Consider the following 17100-nt stretch of genomic DNA (forward strand, 5'->3'; position numbering starts at 1 on the left):
TCGGGTGCCCTGTTTTGGGTTCCGGTGGTCATGGCGGGAAGGAAACGCCCGGTTACATTCCGAACCCGGAAGCTAAGCTTTCCAGCGCCGATGGTACTGCATGGGGGACCGTGTGGGAGAGTAGGACACCGCCGGACAGTTATTGAAGATGGTTGATGGGGATTATCGAGACGAGAGTCTTGGTAGTCCCCATCAACCATTTCTGCGTTACGGTGAGGCCATGAGCGGAGAAGCGCGCCTGCTGTGGGACGAGGGAGTCACCCGGTACGACTTCGGCTCGGGTCACCCCATGGACCCGGTGCGGCTGACCCTGACCATGGCGCTCGTCGAGGCGTTGGGGCTCGACCGCAGGCTCGCCGTGCGCGGCGCGCCCGCCCTCGACAAGGAGACGTTGGGCCTGGTCCACGAGCCCGACTATGTCGAGGCCGTGCGACGGGCCTCGCGTCAACCGGCCGTCCGAGAAGGCGGGTTCGGTCTCGACAGCATGGACAACCCGGCGTTCGCCGGGATGCACGAGGCGTCCGCGTTGATCGCCGGGCAGTCCGTGGCCGGCGCCGAGGACATCTGGCGCGGGGACGCGGCGCACGCCGTGAACTTCGCCGGCGGGCTGCACCACGCCATGCCGGCCGCCGCCTCGGGCTTCTGCGTGTACAACGATCCCGCGCTCGCCATCGCCCGGCTGCTGGAACTCGGCGCCGAACGCGTCGCCTATCTGGACCTGGACGTGCACCACGGCGACGGGGTGCAGAGCGTGTTCTGGTCCGACCCCCGGGTGTTGACCATCTCGCTCCACGAACACCCGCGCACTCTCTTCCCCGGCACCGGATGGCCGGAGGAGACGGGCGGCGAGGGCGCCCAGGGCAGTGCCGTCAACCTGGCGCTGCCGGCGGGAAGTTCGGACGAGGCGTGGCTGCGCGCGCTGCACGCGGTGGTGCCCGAGCTGCTGGCGGCCTTCGGGCCGCAGGTGCTGGTCTCGCAACACGGGGCCGACACCCACTTCGAGGACCCGCTCGCCCATCTGACGCTCAGCCTGGACGCTCAGCGGCTGGGCGCGGAGGCCGCGCACGCCTGGGCCCACGAGCACGCCGAGGGGCGGTGGTTGGCGTTGGGTGGTGGCGGCTATGCGGTGGTGGACGTCGTTCCCCGGATCTGGAGCCATCTGGTGGGGATCGCCGCACACGCGCCGGTGCCGCCGGAGACCCCGGTGCCGGAGGAGTGGCGCCGGCGGGTCTTCGCGTTGACCCAGGGCGACGGGCCGCGTCGGATGACCGACGGGAGGGCCCCGCGTTGGGTGGACTGGGCCAGCGGATATGATCCGGCGGACCGGGTGGACCAGGCGATCCTCGCGACGCGCCGGGCGGTCTACCCGCACCATGGTCTGCTGGCCTGACCGCCTCTGCCCCCCTCCGAGCAGGGGCGTTGTGGGTGTTCCGCTACGGCCGTTGAGCCGGTGACCCGTCGGGAAGGACCGTTCCCCCTGCGCTCGTTGCGGTGGGGATCTATCGACAAAGCTATGTGATTGCCGCTACGTCTCCCGGCTCGTCGAACGAGCCGGCCGGGGGCGGTCCCGGAACGGGGCGACGGTGGCGTTCGGGTTCGGGTTCGCGTTATCACTCGTTCAAGCGGTATGTGTTCGCGGTGAGTTGACGAGGCCGGCCGTTCGGTCAGCGTTGGAGGTCCGGGACTTCGGCGCTGGTCAGGGGCGGGGGCGCGGGGGCGGCCGTGCCGGTGGGGCGAGTTGGTGCCCGGGGCGGTCAACGTTCCCCGGGATGCGTCCCGTTGCGGGGCGGCCGGGCCGTGAGACGGGGACTACGCCCTGCGTACGCACTATGTGACAAAGGGTGTTCTCTGTCGTGGTAAGGGACGGCTCGCTGGAAAAGGTCGGTTGAGGCACCTCTTCCCCACTCGCATCACCCGCCCCTAATCTGGGGAGGAGCGCACATGCGAGAGGGAGTCACCGGAGGGGAAGCCGGTGTCCGACATGTGCGGAAGGTCAGGTGTGACATGGCTGCTGCTGAAAGGTCTCTGAGCGAGGCCAAGTTCCTGACCGTGGCGGAGGTCGCCGCGGTGATGCGAGTCTCCAAGATGACCGTGTACCGCCTGGTGCACGCCGGTCATCTGCCCGCGATCCGAGTGGGAAGGTCCTTCCGGGTTCCCGAGCAAGCCGTCCATGAGTACCTCCAGGAGTCCTTTGTCGGCGTCGAGAGCGCCTGACATCGGGCGGAGTCCCCGCGTACCCCTCGATTAACCCGCATCACCCGGTCAACGGTAGGCTGAGCCCATGTAGGTCGTGTGGGCTCGGACGCCCCGCACCGAGTAAGCGAAGTGAGCGAGGGTAGTCGTGGGCTCTGTTATCAAGAAGCGGCGTAAGCGGATGGCGAAGAAGAAGCACCGCAAGTTGCTGAAGCGCACGCGTGTGCAGCGTCGCAACAAGAAGTGAGCGAGCGCTGCTGATCCGGCCCTCTCGCCCTCCCGGGCGGGAGGGCCGACGTATGTGGAGGGGGCCATGGGCAGGACGGTGCTGGTCACGGGGGCCGGGGACGCGCTGGGGTCCCGGCTCCTGACCCGGTTGCGGCGTGATCCCGGGGTGGGGCGGCTGATCGCCGTCGACCGGCGCCCGCCGCTGCGGCGGCTGCCGGGGGTCGAGTTCCTGAGCACGGATGTGCGGCGGCCGACGCTGGTGGCGGTGCTCGCGGAGCGCGCGGTGGAGACCGTGGTGCACCTGGACGTGCGGGACGCCCCGCCCGTTCCGGGCGAGAGCCGGTCGGCGGTCAAGGAGAACAACGTCCTGGGCACGATGCAGCTGCTCGGCGCGTGCCAGAAGGTGCCCGGGCTGCGGCGGCTGGTGGTGCGGTCGAGCACCCAGGTCTACGGGAGCCCCGCCAGGGAGCCGGCGCTCTTCGGCGAGGACAGCCCGCCCAGGGCGGCGGCCGGCGGGGGGTTCGCCCGGGATGTGGCGGAGGTCGAGGGCTATGTGCGCGGGTTCGCCCGCCGGCGGCCCGAGGTCGCGGTGACGGTGCTGCGCTTCGCGCATCTGCTGGGCCCCGGCTCGGACTCCCGGATGGCGGCGTACTTCCGGCTGCCGGTGCTGCCGACGGTCTTCGGCTACGATCCGCGCCTTCAGCTGGTGCACGAGGACGACGCCCTGGAGGTGTTGGCCTGGGCGGTGCGGGAGCCGGGGCCGGGGGGTGGCGTGTACAACGTGGCGGGCGACGGGGTGTTGACGCTGTCGCAGGCCGCGCGGCGGTTGGGCCGGCCGACGGTGCCGGTGCTGTCGCCGTTGACGCCGTGGCTGGGTTCCGCGTTGCGGGCGTTGGGGATCTCGGGGCTCTCGGCCGAGCAGTTCCGTTCGCTGCTGGACGGCCGGGTGGCGCGGACGCGGCTGCTGCGGGAGACGATGGGCGGGCCGTTGCCGCACACGACGGCCGAGACGTTCGCGGACTTCGCGGCGGTGCACGGCGGGGGGCCGTTGGCTCCGGAGCGGCTGTCCCGGGTGGTCGGGCGGTTCGAGGAGGTGGTGCGCCGTGGCTGACGCCAAGGTGATCCCGTTCGACGAGGGCGAGCGCCGTTCCCGGCGATCGTCCGCCGAGGCGGCCGGCGGGGCCGGCGAGGGTGTGGACCAGGGGAGCGGGCCGGGGCCGGGGGAGTCCGCGCTGGAGCGCGGGTTGGCGTTCCTGCGGCGGCGGTTGGCCGGCGAGTACGAGGTGGACGACTTCGGCTTCGACCGGGAGCTGACGGACGAGGTGTTGATGCCGCTGCTGCGGCCGGTGTTCGAGCGGTACTTCCGGGTGGATGTGCGGGGGATCGAGCATGTGCCGGCCGAGGGCGGCGCGTTGATCGTGGCGAACCACTCGGGGACGTTGCCCTGGGACGGGCTGATGACGCAGGTCGCGGTGCGGGAGCGGCATCCGGCGGGGCGGCGGCTGCGGCTGCTGGCGGCGGACCTGGTCTTCCAGCTGCCGGTCGTCAACGAGCTGGCGCGCAAGGCCGGGCACACGCTGGCGTGTGCGGAGGACGCGCAGGAGCTGTTGGAGCGGGGTGAGTTGGTGGGCGTGATGCCCGAGGGGTTCAAGGGCATAGGCAAGCCCTTCTCCGAGCGGTACAAGTTGCAGCGCTTCGGGAGGGGCGGCTTCGTCGCCACGGCGCTGCGCGCGCGGGTGCCGATCGTGCCGTGCTCGATCGTCGGGGCCGAGGAGATCCATCCGATGGTGGGGAACGCGCGGACGGTGGCGCGGCTGTTGGGCCTGCCGTACTTTCCGCTGACCCCGACGTTCCCCTGGTTGGGCCCGCTGGGCGCGGTGCCGTTGCCGACGAAGTGGACGATCGAGTTCGGTGAGCCGATCGAGACGGGCGACCGGCCGCCGGAGGCCGCCGAGGACCCGATGCTGATGTTCCAACTGACGGACCAGGTGCGGGAGACCATCCAGCACACGCTGTACAAGCTGCTGGTGGGGCGCCGCTCGGTCTTCTTCTGACGTCTTCTGACGGGGTTGGTGGGGGCCTGGGTCTCAGCGGCCTTCCTCGGTGGGGCTGACGTCGAGCCCCAGTTCGGGGATGAGGTCCTCCAGGAGCGGGGGGATGGTGATGTCGGCCTGGTCCTGGCCGGAGCCGGACTCGGGGGTGCCGGCGGTGCCGCCGGTGGGGCCCTCGGTCTCGGGGGCGACCCCGTCGAGGAGGCCGGTGCCCTCCAGCAGGCCCGGGCCTTCCCGGGAGGGCTCGGGGCTGGCCGGGTCGAACTCGGGCTCGGGGGCGGCCGGTTCGTCCGTGGTCGCGTGGGGCTCGGCGGCGTCGGTGTCGGTGGTGGCGGCCGGCGGGCGGAGGGACGCGTTGTGGCGTTCGGTCGAGGCGTTCTCCGTGGGCTCGGGCGGCAGCAGGGAACGGAGCGGGGCGATGTCCTCGCGCATGGCGTCGAGGACGTCGGTGACCTCCTCCTTGACGTCGCCGAGCTGGGGCGGGAGCGCGCGGCGGACCTCCTGCCAGGTGGCGTTCTGGCCCTCGAAGAAGCTGGAGAGTGACTGGAGGGAGCCGAGGGAGCCGTGCTTCTCGTAGGCGCGGGTCAGCAGGCGGTGGCCCTCGGAGGCGTCGTCGCGCATGTTGGAGAGGGCGCGGCGGATGTCGCCGAGGCGCTCGTGGTCGAGGGGGGAGTCGGCGGGCTGGCGGGCGAGCAGGTCCCGGGCCTCGTGGAGGCGGGTGGTGGCCTGGTCGAGGTAGAGCTGGCCCCGGTCGCTGTCGCCGCTGGCGAAGTCGAGCCGGAGGTCCTCCATGCCGCGCTTGAGGCCGTAGAGGGTGTCGCCGGGGAGGGCGTCGTTGGAGGCGGCGGCGACTCCGCCGAAGGCGCCGGCGGCGACGCTGACGGTGAGTCCGCCGGCGGCCAGGCCCTTGGAGAGGCGGGATCGTGGCCGCAGTCGGCTGAGCGGTCCTGGGCCGTCCTCGCGGGTGCGGCGCTGTTGCGGGGGAACGCGGGGCAGGCCGGGGGCGTTCCCGGCGCTGCCCTCGGCTCGGGTGTCGTCCATCGCGGCCAGCAGCGCGGCGCGTTGGGCGGCGCGGGTCTCGGCCGACAGCTCGGGCCTGGGCAGGGCGGCCAGCCGCTCCACCACGGCCAGCAGCGGGGACTGGTCGGCCTCGGGGGCGGCCGGGTGGCGCTCGGCCGTCGTCGCGGTCTGCTCGCCCGGGGGGCGCGTCTCGCCGGGGGGACGGGCCTCGTCGAGCAGCTGGGCGAAGGCTTGGGCGCGGCGGTTTGCCGACACGGAACCGATCACGGACGGCACCTCCTCTCGTCACACGAAGGACTCCCTGACGGGGCCGGAAGTTTCGGGCTTCCGCCAGGAGCATCCGGAAGAGTGAAAGCACTGGCGGAATGTGGCCGTAGGGAGCCCGCGAACCCGACAACGAGTGGACGGGCACTCGGGTTACGGCTGGCAGATTATGTGACTGAGTGATTGCACATGTCTACCCTCCGCCGTGTTCTGGGGGTGGCTCCCGGGGCGCGGCGGTCCTGGTGTGACGCGGGGTGACGTGAACTGACGGGTTGTGGCGCGGGATGTCCGGCGTGCGTGGGGGACGGGCGGGGAGGGTGGCGGTGTGGGCGGGTGGCTGGGTAACCGTGTGGGTGGTGCGGCTCAGCGCGCGTCGTCGGGGAGGAGGCGGGCGAGGGTGCGGACAGCGCGGTACTGGAGGGTCTTGATGGCGCCCTCGTTCTTCCCCATGACGCGGGCGGTCTCGGCGACCGAGAGGCCCTGGAGGAAGCGGAGGGTGACGCACTCCTGCTGTTGCGGGTTGAGCTTGTGAACGGCGTCCAGCAGGGCCGAGTTGGCGAGGGACTCCAGGACCGACTCCTCGGGGCTGCGCTCCACCTCGTTGGCGTCGAGCATCTCGCCTGTGGTCACTTCGAGGCGGAAACGGCTCGACTTGAAGTGGTCGGCGACCAGGTTCCGCGCGATGGTGACCAGCCAGGCCCCGAAGTCGCGGCCCTGCCAGGTGAAGGTGCCGATCCGGCGCAGGGCCCGCAGGAAGGTCTCGCTGGTGAGGTCCTCGGCGGTGGCCCGGCCGCCGACGCGGTAGTAGATGTACCGGTAGACGGTGTCCGAGTAGTGGTCGTAGAGGCTGCCGAACGCCTCGGACTCGCCGTTCTGCGCGCGCTCGACCAGGTCCATCATCCGGCGGCTGTCGCTGTCGGCCGCCGGGCGGCGGGTCGTCGAGGCGCCGGCGGAGCCGGTGCGGGCGCGTCTGCCGGCGGTGGTGGCGCCGGCGGTGCTTTCGGCCAGGGCATAGGCGAACGGTCCCCCGGGAACTGGTGTGGCGAGGGCAGGGGTGGCGTACGCGGGGGGGACGAGGTCGCGCAGCCGGTCGAGGACCGTCGTGCGCAGCGTAGCCAGGCCCGAGGCGACAACCCCGACGTGTGGGTACACGGGACTCCCAGAGGCAGAGCTTCCAAGACGAGCGGTGCTTGGTCCGGTGCCGTCGCCTGGCTGGAGACGGGTGGGGACCGGAACGCGTCTGAGGAGAATAACGCTTCGTGTAGACGGTGCTACGCCCAGTTGCGTAAATCGCCGATTCGGTTTGAAGAGTTACGCGTTGTGTACGCTGCGCCACGGCTACGCCAGGGGCAAAGTGATCGCATGGGCATGGATTTTGATCTGCCGGTGACCGATTTTGATCGATGGCCTCTGGCCTGCCCTGTTGTGCCCGGCCGGAGCGGGGTCCAGCCAACCCAACGACCTGACCAGGAGATGGTCACATCCGGGCGTGCGTTCCCGGTGGTGGCCGGCGGGGGCGTTCGGCGGCGGGCTCGTTCAGGCGCCGGTCGTTCAGCGGCGGCGGCGGTGGGCGGCCAGGGCGGCGGCCGCGCCGCCCACCACGGCCCCGGCGCCGGCCGCCGCCGGCACGCCGATCCGCACCGCCTTGCGGCCCGTCCGGTAGTCGCGCAGCCGCCAGCCCATCTCCCGCGCGTGGGCGCGGAGTTGGGCGTCGGGGTTGATCGCGTAGGGGTGGCCGACCAGGGAGAGCAACGGTATGTCGTTCGCCGAGTCGCTGTAGGCCGCGCAGCGCGAGAGGTCGAGGTCCTCCGCCTCGGCCAGCGCGCGGACGGCCAGGGCCTTGGCCGGGCCGTGCAGCGGCTCGCCGACCAGGCGGCCGGTGTAGACCCCGCCGACCGACTCCGCGACCGTGCCCAACGCCCCGGTCAGCCCGAGCCGGCGGGCGACGATGGTGGCCGTCTCGACCGGGGCCGCCGTCACCAGCCAGACCCGTTGGCCCGCGTCCAGGTGCGCCTGGGCCAGGGCGCGGGTGCCCGGCCAGATGCGGTGCGCCATGTACTCGTCGTAGATCTCCTCGCCGATGGTCGTCAGCTCGGAGACCCGGTGGCCCCGGACGATGGAGAGCGCGCTGTCGCGGGCGTCGGCCATGTGCCCGGCGTGCTCGGCGCCGGCCAACCTGAAGTAGGTCTGCTGCCAGGCGAAACGGAGCAGTTCGCGCGTGGTGACGAACTTGCGCTTGTAGAGGCCGCGGCCGAGGTGGAAGATCGCCGCGCCCTGCATCACCGTGTTGTCGAGGTCGAAGAACGCGGCGGCCCTGGGGTCGCCCGGGGTCGGGAACCGCGGGGTGTCCTCGCCCTCGTGCGCCGGGGCGTGCGCCGCCTGGCGCGCGGCCTCGGCCGCCGCCTCTCCGGCCACCACACTGCGCTCGGTGGCCGTGCGGCGACGCGTGGTGAGCCAACCCCGGGGGCGTTGGGCCCACGACGAGGACAACTCGGTGAAGGGGCGCCTGGCCATGCTTCGAGCATAGTCATCCCCGGCGGGCCGGTGGATGGCGCCGGCATGGCGCCGGGGTGGCCGGGCGGCGGCAGAATGGGCGGCATGAATCCGTTGCGCCGCGCCTCACGGAAGGCACCTCCCGCCGAGAGACTGGTCACTCTGGTCGGTCGGCCCGGCTGTCATCTCTGCGACGACGCGCGGCGGGTGGTGAGCGAGGTCTGCGGGGAGTTGGGGGTCAGATGGGAGGAGAAGGACATCGAGCGGGACGCGGAGTTGCACCGCAGGTACTGGGAGCGGATTCCGGTGGTGCTGGTGGACGGCGAGCAGCACGACTTCTGGCGGGTGGACGAGCGGCGGCTCCGGCGCGCTTTGGGAGCCTGACCCGATCTGGATTACCATTCGGGGTCGATTTTTCCCTTCGGGGGCGTATAGGTGAGGAGTGTGGCCAGGTGTCCGCGTTGGTCCATGTGGCACCGGTCACTTTGCCCGGACAAAACGGACACAATCTTTGTGCACGCGTTCACAAAGGCATAGCCTGGGCGCGGTTGAGCGGTTGTGGCGGAGGCGCCGCAGGTAGCCGCCTTCCGGATGGCCCGACCGGCAGGAGCACCGTGGCAACTGGCCGAAATCACCGACCGGCGACCCGAAGCCGAGGGATTCCCGAGGCGACCGTCGCCCGGCTTCCGCTGTATCTGCGGGCCCTGACGGCGCTCTCCGAGCGTTCGGTGCCCACGGTCTCCTCCGAGGAGTTGGCGAGCGCCGCCGGCGTCAACTCGGCCAAGCTCCGCAAGGACTTCTCGTACCTGGGCAGTTACGGCACCAGGGGCGTCGGCTACGACGTCGAGTACCTGGTCTACCAGATCTCCCGTGAGCTTGGTCTCACCCAGGACTGGCCCGTCGTGATCGTCGGGATCGGCAACCTCGGGGCCGCGCTGGCCAACTACGGTGGCTTCGCCTCCCGTGGCTTCCGGGTCGCCGCGCTGATCGACGCCGACCCGGCGCTGGCCGGCCGGCAGGTGGCCGGCATCGAGGTGCGCCACGTCGACGAGTTGGAGTCGATCATCGACACCAACGGCGTCTCCATCGGCGTGATCACCACCCCGGGCGGCGCCGCGCAGCAGGTGTGCGACCGGCTGGTGGCCGCCGGCGTCACCTCGATCCTCAACTTCGCGCCGACGGTGCTCTCCGTGCCCGACGGCGTGGACGTGCGCAAGGTGGACCTGTCCATCGAGTTGCAGATCCTCGCCTTCCACGAGCAGCGCAAGGCCGCCGAGGCGCTCGCCTCCGAGGTGTCCGAACCGCTCGCGCCCGACGCCACCCCCCGGGGGCCCGGCCGGGACCAGGGCCCCGACGGCGACATCCCGGCGGTGATGCCGGCATGACGCTGTTGGTCGTCGGACTCAGCCATCGCAGCGCCCCCGTCAGCCTGTTGGAGCGCGCGGCGCTGCCCCAGGACGCCGCCGGCAGGCTGCTGCGCGACCTGGTGGACGGCACCGCCGCCGAGGGCACGCTGCTGGCCACCTGCAACCGCATCGAGCTGTACGCCGAGGTGGACCGTTACCACCCCGGCGTGGACGGGCTCACCGAGCTGCTCGCGCGGCACGGCGGGGTGCCGGCCGACGAGCTGCGCCCCTACCTCTACGTCCACTACGAGGACCGCGCGGTGCGGCACCTGATGAACGTCGCGTGCGGCCTGGACTCGATGGTGATCGGCGAGGGCCAGATCCTCGGCCAGATCAAGTCGGCGCTGGCGCTGGCCCAGGACGAGCACACGGCGGGGCGGCTGCTCAACGAGCTGTTCCAGCAGGCGCTTCGCGTCGGCAAGCGGGCGCACAGCGAGACTGGGATCGACCGGGCCGGACAGTCGTTGGTCACCTTCGGACTGGAACAGCTCGCGGCCGGCGAGCCGGTCGCGGACTGGGCGGCCGGCCGGCGGGCGCTCGTGATCGGCGCCGGCTCGATGTCCTCGCTGGCCGCCACCACGCTGGCGCGCGCCGGCGTGTCCGAACTGGTGATCGCCAACCGGACCTTGGAGCGCGCCGAGCGGCTCGCCGGCGCGTTGGGGCGCGAGGAGGGCGTGAAGGCGCGCGCGGTGCCGATCAACGCGATCTCCGTCGCGGCCGAGTTGGCCGTCGCCGACCTGGTCGTCTCCTGCACCGGCGCCACCGGCCTGGTGCTCACCGCCGAGACCGTCGCGCACGCCCTCAGGGAGCGCGGCCGGCCGCTGGCGCTGCTCGACCTGGCCATGCCGCGCGACGTCGACGGCGCCGTGCACCGGCTCGACGGCGCCCGGCTCGTGGACATCGAGTCGCTCGCCGCCGCCTCGGCCGACGCCCCGATGGCCGCCGACGTGGACGCGGTGCGTTCCATCGTCGCCGAGGAGGTCGCGGCCTTCTCCGCCGCCCGCCGGGCCGCGCACATCACGCCCACGGTGGTCGCGCTGCGCGAGATGGCCTCCGACGTGGTGGCCGCCGAGCTGACCCGGCTGCACGGCCGGGTGCCCGACCTCGACGACAAGCAGCGCGCCGAGATCACCAGAACGGTGCGCCGGGTGGTGGACAAGCTGCTGCACGCGCCGACGGTGCGGGTCAAGGAGCTGGCCGGGGAACCGGGCGGCGACCACTACGCGACCGCGCTGCGCCAGCTTTTCGATCTCGACCCGCGAGCGGCGGTCGCCGTTCGCAACCCGGAACAGGAGCGGTCATGAATGCCCTGCGGCTCGGAACCCGGCGGAGCCAGTTGGCGATGGCGCAGTCACGCGGCGTCGCCGACGAGGTGACCCGGCTGACCGGGCAGCCCGTCGAACTGGTGGAGATCACCACCTACGGGGACGTCTCCCGGGAGAGCCTGGTGAGCATCGGCGGCACGGGAGTGTTCGTCTCGGCGCTGCGCGACGCGCTGCTGGCCGGGGAGATCGATTTCGCCGTGCACTCGCTGAAGGACCTGCCGACCGCGCAGCCCGTCGAACTGGCGCTGGCGGCCGTGCCGCCGCGCGCCGACCCCAGGGACGCGCTGGTGGCTCGCGACGGGCTCGGCTTCGAGGCGCTGGCCATGGCCGGCGGCGCCTCGGGCCCGGCCAGGATCGGCTCGGGCTCGCCCCGGCGGATGTCCCAACTCAACGCCTGGGCACGGGCGTTGGGGCGCGAGATCGAGATGGTTCCGATCCGGGGCAACGTTGACACCAGGATCGGGTATGTGGGGTCAGGCGAGCTGGACGCGGTCGTGCTGGCCGCCGCCGGGCTGCGCCGGCTGGGCCGGAGCGCCGAGATCACCGACTTCCTGGCCCCCGACACCGTCCTCCCCGCCCCCGGGCAGGGGGCGTTGGCGGTGGAGTGCGTGGCGTCCCGCACCGAACTGGTCGCCCACCTCGCGCGGCTCGACGATCCACACACCCGGATCGCCGTGGCCGCCGAACGAACCCTGCTCGCCGACTTGGAGGCCGGTTGCAGCGCCCCCGTCGGGGCCTTCGCCGACCTGCTGGCCGACGGGCAGAACGTCACCGAACTGCGCCTGCGCGGCGTCGTCGGCACCACCGACGGCTCGCAGCTGGTGCAGCTGTCCACCACCGGTCCCCTGCCGGGGTCCGTCGACGGGGCGGTGGCCGTGGGCCGCCAACTCGCCGACGAGATGCTGGCCAAGGGCGCGGCCGGTCTGATGGGGGAGCGAGCACTGTGAACCCCACCCCCGCGCGCATCGCGCGCGCCGAGTCGAGCACGGCCGAACCGAGCACGGGCGCCCTGGGACACGTCACCTTCCTTGGTGCGGGACCCGGAGACCCGGGCCTGTTGACCCTGCGCGCCGTCGAAGCCCTGGCGCAGGCCGATGTGCTGGTCGCCGACCCGGCCGCCTACGAGGTGGTGCGCGACCACATCGGGCCCGGCACGGACACCCCGTTGCAGGGCACGGCCGAGGGCGAGCCCTCGACCCTCGCGGGTGACGACGTGGCAGATCTTGTCATGCGGTCCGCGAGCGCCGGCAAGCGGGTCGTCCGTGCCGTGGTCGGCGACCCGGGCATGGACACCGACACCGCCGAGGACATGCTGGCGCTGGCCGACGCCGGGATCACCTTCGAGGTGGTGCCGGGCGTGGCGCGCGCCGTGGGCGTGACCGCGTACGCCGGGGTGCCGCTGCGCGACGCCGAGGGCGGCGACGTCCGTTTCGTCGACACGCGGACGGCCGGCGAACGCTGTTGGAACGAGATCGGCGGCAGCGACGCCACCGTGGTGCTCAGCTGCGCGCTGGAGACGATCGGGGCGACGGCGGCCCGGCTGGTGACCGCCGGGCGCAAGCCCGACACCCCGCTGACCGTCACCGTGGCCGGCACCACGACCAGGCAGCGCACCTGGACGGAGACCCTGGGCACCGTGGAACGGACCCTGAAGTCCGCCAAGGTGCTGCCGTCGGCCGGTGCGGAGCGCCCGGTCATAGCCGTGGTAGGCGAACGGGGCGCGACGGCCCGGCGTGACCGGCTGGCCTGGTTCGAGTCCAAGCCGCTCTTCGGCTGGAACGTGCTGGTGCCGCGCACCAAGGAGCAGGCGGCCTCGCTCTCCGACCAGCTGCGGTCCTACGGCGCGGTGCCCAGCGAGGTGCCGACCATCGCCGTGGAGCCGCCGCGCACCCCGCAGCAGATGGACCGGGCGGTCAAGGGCCTGGTCACCGGGCGGTACGAGTGGATCGCCTTCACCTCGGTCAACGCGGTGCGGGCGATCAGGGAGAAGTTCGAGGAGTACGGCCTCGACGCCCGGGCGTTCGCGGGGATAAAGGTGGCGGCCGTCGGCGAGCAGACGGCCAAGGCGCTGGTCGAGTTCGGGGTGCGCCCCGACCTGGTGCCCAGCGGCGAGCAGTCGGCCGCCGGGCTGCTGGAGGACTGGCCGCCGTACGACCCGGTCTTCGACCCGATCGACCGGGTCTTCCTGCCGCGCGCCGACATCGCGACCGAGACGCTGGTCGCCGGGCTGGTCGAGATGGGCTGGGAGGTCGACGACGTCACGGCCTACCGCACGGTGCGCGCCTCGCCGCCGCCGGCGGAGACCCGGGAGGCGATCAAGGGCGGCGGGTTCGACGCGGTGCTCTTCACCTCCTCCAGCACGGTGCGCAACCTGGTGGGGATCGCGGGCAAGCCGCACAACGTGACCGTGATCGCCTGCATCGGGCCGGCGACCGCGCGGGCCGCGCAGGAGCACGGGCTGCGGGTCGACGTGCTGGCGCCGGAGCCTTCGGTGCACCAACTGGCGGAGGCGCTCGCGGAGTTCGGCGCGGCGCGGCGGGACGCGGCGCTCCGGGCTGGCGAGGTGTTGAAGCGGCCCAGCGAGAAGCGGCCCCAGCGGCGGCGGGCGCGGACGACCTGAGCGCGGCGTGCCCCAAGGGCGCGCGCCGGCGAGCGGGTTGCGTGCCGGGTGCGCCGGGTTGCGTGCCGGGCGGGCGGGGCGCGGGCGCGCCGGCGTGCGCCTTGGGCGTGCGCGTGCCGTGCGGGGGGCGCGCGGCCTCGGGCGTCGGGTGTCGGCGGCGGGTGCTTGGATGGAACGGTGCCTCGGCGGCGTCGCCGGCCCGGTCGTTCGGCCCCCGGCCGTCGCGTGGTCCTGCGGGCCGTGTCGGACGTTCGCCGGGCACGCGGCAGACGGTGGTGGCGAGAGCCAGTGAGCACGGATCGGTGGTCGTGTCGAGTGGGTGGTCGCGTTGCGTGAAGCGAGTGCGGAGTTCCGTCCCGAGCCCGGCGGGGTGCCGGGGCAGGGCGCGTTTCCCGATGTCAGGCCGAGGCGGCTGCGCACCACGCCGGCGATGCGCCGGATGGTCGCCGAGCACCGGCCGCACCCGGCCGACCTGATCCTGCCGGTCTTCGTCCGGGAGGGCGTCGACCGGCCGGTGCCGGTCTCCTCGATGCCGGGCGTGGTGCAGCACTCGCTGGACTCGCTGCGGGCCGCCGCCGTGGCGGCGGCCGAGGCCGGGGTCAGCGGGCTGATGCTCTTCGGGGTGCCCGAGGAGGCGAAGAAGGACGCGGTCGGCTCGCCGGGCACCGACCCCGACGGCATCCTCCAGGTGGCGCTCCGCGCGGTGCGGGCCGAGGTCGGCGACGCGCTGGTGGTGATGGCCGACACCTGCCTGGACGAGGTCACCGACCACGGGCACTGCGGGGTGCTGGACGCCGAGGGCCGGGTGGACAACGACGCGACGCTGGCGCGGTACGCCGAGATGGCCGTGGTGCAGGCCGAGGCCGGCGCCCAGGTGCTCGGGCCCAGCGGGATGATGGACGGCCAGATCGGCGTCATCCGGCGGGCGTTGGACGCGGCCGGGCACCGGGACGTGGCGCTGCTGGCGTACACGGCCAAGTACACCTCCGCGTTCTACGGCCCGTTCCGCGAGGCGGTGAACTCCTCGTTGAAGGGTGACCGCAGGACCTACCAGCAGGACCCGGCCAACGGCCGTGAGGCGCTGCGGGAGTTGGCGCTCGACCTGGCCGAGGGCGCGGACATGGTGATGGTCAAGCCGGGACTGCCGTATCTGGACGTGCTGCGGACGATCGCCGACCGGGTGACGGTGCCGGTGGCCGCCTACCAGATCTCGGGCGAGTACGCGATGGTCGAGGCGGCGGCCGAGCGGGGGTGGCTGGACCGGGAGCGGGCGATCGAGGAGACGCTGACCGCGTTCAAACGGGCCGGCGCCGACCTGGTGTTGACGTACTGGGCCACGGAGTTCGCCCAGTGGCCGCGTGCCCGGTTCTGAGCGGGCCGGCGGCGGTGCCGTCGGGGGCCGGGGTTCCCGATCGGCGGTGAACCGGCGCTTTCCGATCGGAGGCGACCACTGGGCGATCGCCTCCGTCGTGTCGGAGATCGGGTGGGGATGATGGGGGGATCGCTTCGGCGTGGTTTGTTCAGCGCGACCCAGGAGGCTCTTGTGTCATCCACTCCGCTTGCCGTTGTCACCGGTGCCAGCAGCGGGATCGGCGCCGCCACCGCGCGGCGGCTGGCCGCAGAGGGGTACGAGGTGGTGTTGACCGCCCGGCGGCGGGACCGGATCGAGGCCCTGGCCAGGGAGCTGCGGGACGCCGGACGGCGCGCCGAGGCGCGGCCGTTGGACGTCACGGACCGGGCGGCCGTGGACGCGTTCGCCGCCTCGCTGGAGCGGTGCGACGTGCTGGTGAACAACGCCGGCGGCGCCATCGGCCTGGAGCCGGTCGCCGAGGGTGACCCGGCGGACTGGCGCGCGATGTACGAGGTCAACGTGCTGGGGGTGCTGCACCTGACGCAGGCGCTGCTGCCGGCGTTGATCGCCTCGGGCGCCGGCACGGTGCTGGTGGTCACCTCGACGGCGGGGCACGGCACCTACGAGGGCGGGGGCGGTTACGCGGCGGCCAAGCACGGAGCCCATGTGCTGGCGCGGACCCTGCGGTTGGAGATCGTGGACCGCCCGGTGCGGGTGATCGAGGTCGCGCCGGGGATGGTGCGCACCGAGGAGTTCTCGCTCACCAGGTTCCGGGGCGACGCGGAGCGCGCGGCCCGCGTCTACGAGGGGGTGGCCGAGCCGCTGACGGCGGACGACGTGGCGGACACCATCGCCTGGGCGGTGACCAGGCCGCCGCATGTCAACGTCGATCTGCTGGTGTTGCGGCCCCGGGCGCAGGCGTCCAACAGCAAGGTGCACCGGGAGCCGGTGGAGCGTCGGGAGTCGTGAGCGGCGCGGTGGCGGGCGGCCCGCGCGGTGGCACGGCCGAGGAGGCGGGGCTGGCGCCGGGGCCGCTCGCCGAACTGGTGCCCTCGCTGGCCGCGTTCCTCGAAGGGTCGGAGCCGGCGTTCGCCGGCTTCGTGGTGCTGGCGGCGCGGAACGGGGTGGTGGTGACGCACGCGGCCGGCGGCCACGCGCTCCGGTACGGGGAGCGGAACGGCGCGGTGGTGGAACTGCCCGCCGCCGACCGGGTGCCGATGGCGCCGGACACGGTCTTCGACGTGGCCTCGCTCTCCAAGCTGTTCACCGCGCTGGTGGTGGTGCGGCTGGCGGAACGCGGGGTGCTCGACCTCGACGAGCCGATCTCCCGGCGGCTGCCGGGCTTTCCCGAGGTCACGGCGCGGGCGCTGCTCACCCACACCGGGGGGTGGCCGGCGGAGATCGCGCTGGGGGACCACCCGGGCGACCGGGCCGCGCGGCTGGCGGCGGTCGGCGTCCAGCCGTTGGAGTACCCGCCGGGGACGGCGTACCGCTACTCCGACCTGGGGCCGATCGCGCTGGGCGCCCTGGTGGAGCGGGTGACGGGCGCGCCGCTGGACGCGTTGGTCGCCGAACTGGTCGTGGAACCGCTCGGGTTGACCGACACCGGCTACCGGCCGCCGCCCGCGCTGCGGGAGCGGTGCGCGGCCACCGAGTACCAGCCGTGGACCGGGCGGGGGATGCTGTGGGGCGAGGTGCACGACGAGAACGCCCACTGTCTGGGCGGGGTCGCCGGCCACGCAGGGATCTTCTCGACCGCCGGGGACCTGGCGGCGCTGGGACAGGCGCTGCTCAACGGGGGCGCGTTGGGCGGGGTGCGGCTGCTGGGCGAGGAGTGGGTGGCCGAGATGCTGCGGCAGCAGAACGCGGGGCTGGGTCCCGAGGCCGCCCGTGGGCTGGGCTGGCAGCTCGACCAGCCGGCGCTCATGGGGGAGTTGGCCTCGCCGACGGCCTTCGGGCACGGGGGGTTCACCGGCACCAGCCTGGTGGCCGACCCAGCCACGGGGGTGCTGCTCGTGGTGCTGACCAACCGCGTGCATCCGCGCCGCGACCGGGGCGCCGACGGCGCCTACCGCCGGGCTCCGGCCGCCGCGTTGGCCCGGGCCGTGCGCGAGGCGCGCTGATCCGGGCCGGGGCGCGCGCCGGGCCT

The 17100-nt window shown here is 73.0% G+C and carries 16 protein-coding genes and 1 rRNA gene; 14 read left to right on the plus strand and 3 right to left on the minus strand.

The window, feature by feature from the left end:
- Window positions 1-20: 20 nt before the first annotated feature.
- The 6 genes from rrf (at window position 21) to EBN88_RS20995 (ending at window position 4475) form a co-directional block, all read left to right on the plus strand.
- Window positions 21-137: ribosomal RNA gene (gene rrf / locus EBN88_RS20970) — 5S ribosomal RNA — on the plus strand.
- Window positions 138-220: 83 nt separating this feature from the next.
- Window positions 221-1390, plus strand: a complete 1170-nt coding sequence (locus tag EBN88_RS20975; RefSeq protein WP_122185465.1) for an acetoin utilization protein AcuC — start codon at window positions 221-223, stop codon at window positions 1388-1390.
- Window positions 1391-2004: 614 nt separating this feature from the next.
- Window positions 2005-2214, plus strand: coding sequence for a helix-turn-helix domain-containing protein (locus EBN88_RS20980; RefSeq protein WP_122185477.1), 210 nt, complete (start codon window positions 2005-2007; stop codon window positions 2212-2214).
- Between the two features lie 127 nt (window positions 2215-2341).
- Complete coding sequence (locus EBN88_RS20985) at window positions 2342-2440, plus strand: 30S ribosomal protein bS22 (protein ID WP_003948845.1); 99 nt, start codon at window positions 2342-2344, stop codon at window positions 2438-2440.
- A gap of 66 nt (window positions 2441-2506) precedes the next feature.
- Window positions 2507-3532 carry an NAD-dependent epimerase/dehydratase family protein gene (locus EBN88_RS20990; RefSeq protein ID WP_122185466.1) on the plus strand — a complete coding sequence of 342 codons (1026 nt, stop codon included), beginning with the start codon at window positions 2507-2509 and terminating at the stop codon, window positions 3530-3532.
- On the plus strand, window positions 3525-4475 hold the full coding sequence (locus tag EBN88_RS20995; protein WP_122185467.1) for a lysophospholipid acyltransferase family protein: 951 nt from the start codon (window positions 3525-3527) through the stop codon (window positions 4473-4475). Before EBN88_RS20990 ends, EBN88_RS20995 begins: the two co-directional genes overlap by 8 nt.
- Window positions 4476-4508: 33 nt before the next feature.
- Here the strand turns inward: EBN88_RS20995 and EBN88_RS21000 are convergent, their stop codons facing one another.
- The 3 genes from EBN88_RS21000 to EBN88_RS21010 all read right to left on the minus strand — a co-directional run bounded on the left by EBN88_RS21000 (window position 4509) and on the right by EBN88_RS21010 (window position 8270).
- Window positions 4509-5759 (minus strand): DUF5667 domain-containing protein, encoded by a 1251-nt coding sequence (locus tag EBN88_RS21000; protein ID WP_122185468.1) that lies wholly within the window; start codon window positions 5757-5759, stop codon window positions 4509-4511.
- Window positions 5760-6119: 360 nt separating this feature from the next.
- On the minus strand, window positions 6120-6908 hold the full coding sequence (locus tag EBN88_RS21005; RefSeq protein ID WP_122185469.1) for an ECF subfamily RNA polymerase sigma factor, BldN family: 789 nt from the start codon (window positions 6906-6908) through the stop codon (window positions 6120-6122).
- 399 nt (window positions 6909-7307) lie between these two features.
- Entirely contained in the window at window positions 7308-8270 is a 963-nt protein-coding gene (locus EBN88_RS21010) for an HAD family hydrolase (RefSeq protein ID WP_122185470.1), read from the minus strand.
- Between the two features lie 75 nt (window positions 8271-8345).
- Between EBN88_RS21010 and EBN88_RS21015 the strand changes: the two genes are divergently transcribed.
- From EBN88_RS21015 to EBN88_RS21050, 8 genes are all read left to right on the plus strand, one after another.
- On the plus strand, window positions 8346-8633 hold the full coding sequence (locus tag EBN88_RS21015; protein ID WP_122185478.1) for a glutaredoxin family protein: 288 nt from the start codon (window positions 8346-8348) through the stop codon (window positions 8631-8633).
- 230 nt (window positions 8634-8863) lie between these two features.
- Complete coding sequence (locus EBN88_RS21020; RefSeq protein ID WP_122185471.1) at window positions 8864-9634, plus strand: redox-sensing transcriptional repressor Rex; 771 nt, start codon at window positions 8864-8866, stop codon at window positions 9632-9634.
- Window positions 9631-10959: a glutamyl-tRNA reductase gene (locus tag EBN88_RS21025; RefSeq protein ID WP_122185472.1), complete on the plus strand. Its 1329-nt coding sequence runs from the start codon at window positions 9631-9633 to the stop codon at window positions 10957-10959. Before EBN88_RS21020 ends, EBN88_RS21025 begins: the two co-directional genes overlap by 4 nt.
- Window positions 10956-11927, plus strand: coding sequence for a hydroxymethylbilane synthase (hemC, locus tag EBN88_RS21030; protein WP_122185473.1), 972 nt, complete (start codon window positions 10956-10958; stop codon window positions 11925-11927). Before EBN88_RS21025 ends, hemC begins: the two co-directional genes overlap by 4 nt.
- A 17-nt stretch (window positions 11928-11944) precedes the next feature.
- Window positions 11945-13600, plus strand: a complete 1656-nt coding sequence (locus EBN88_RS21035) for a bifunctional uroporphyrinogen-III C-methyltransferase/uroporphyrinogen-III synthase (protein ID WP_407703440.1) — start codon at window positions 11945-11947, stop codon at window positions 13598-13600.
- A 370-nt stretch (window positions 13601-13970) separates the two neighbouring features.
- On the plus strand, window positions 13971-14972 hold the full coding sequence (hemB, locus tag EBN88_RS21040) for a porphobilinogen synthase (RefSeq protein ID WP_122185475.1): 1002 nt from the start codon (window positions 13971-13973) through the stop codon (window positions 14970-14972).
- A 171-nt stretch (window positions 14973-15143) separates the two neighbouring features.
- Complete coding sequence (locus EBN88_RS21045; protein WP_233580821.1) at window positions 15144-15920, plus strand: SDR family NAD(P)-dependent oxidoreductase; 777 nt, start codon at window positions 15144-15146, stop codon at window positions 15918-15920.
- The gene (locus EBN88_RS21050; RefSeq protein ID WP_158621459.1) at window positions 15917-17074 is read left to right on the plus strand and encodes a serine hydrolase domain-containing protein; all 1158 of its coding nucleotides are present in this window, start codon (window positions 15917-15919) and stop codon (window positions 17072-17074) included. The genes EBN88_RS21045 and EBN88_RS21050 overlap by 4 nt, the downstream gene beginning before the upstream one ends.
- Window positions 17075-17100: the final 26 nt, after the last annotated feature.

The organism is Streptomyces triticirhizae (genome assembly GCF_003696235.1).
GTDB lineage: Bacteria > Actinomycetota > Actinomycetes > Streptomycetales > Streptomycetaceae > Streptomyces > Streptomyces triticirhizae.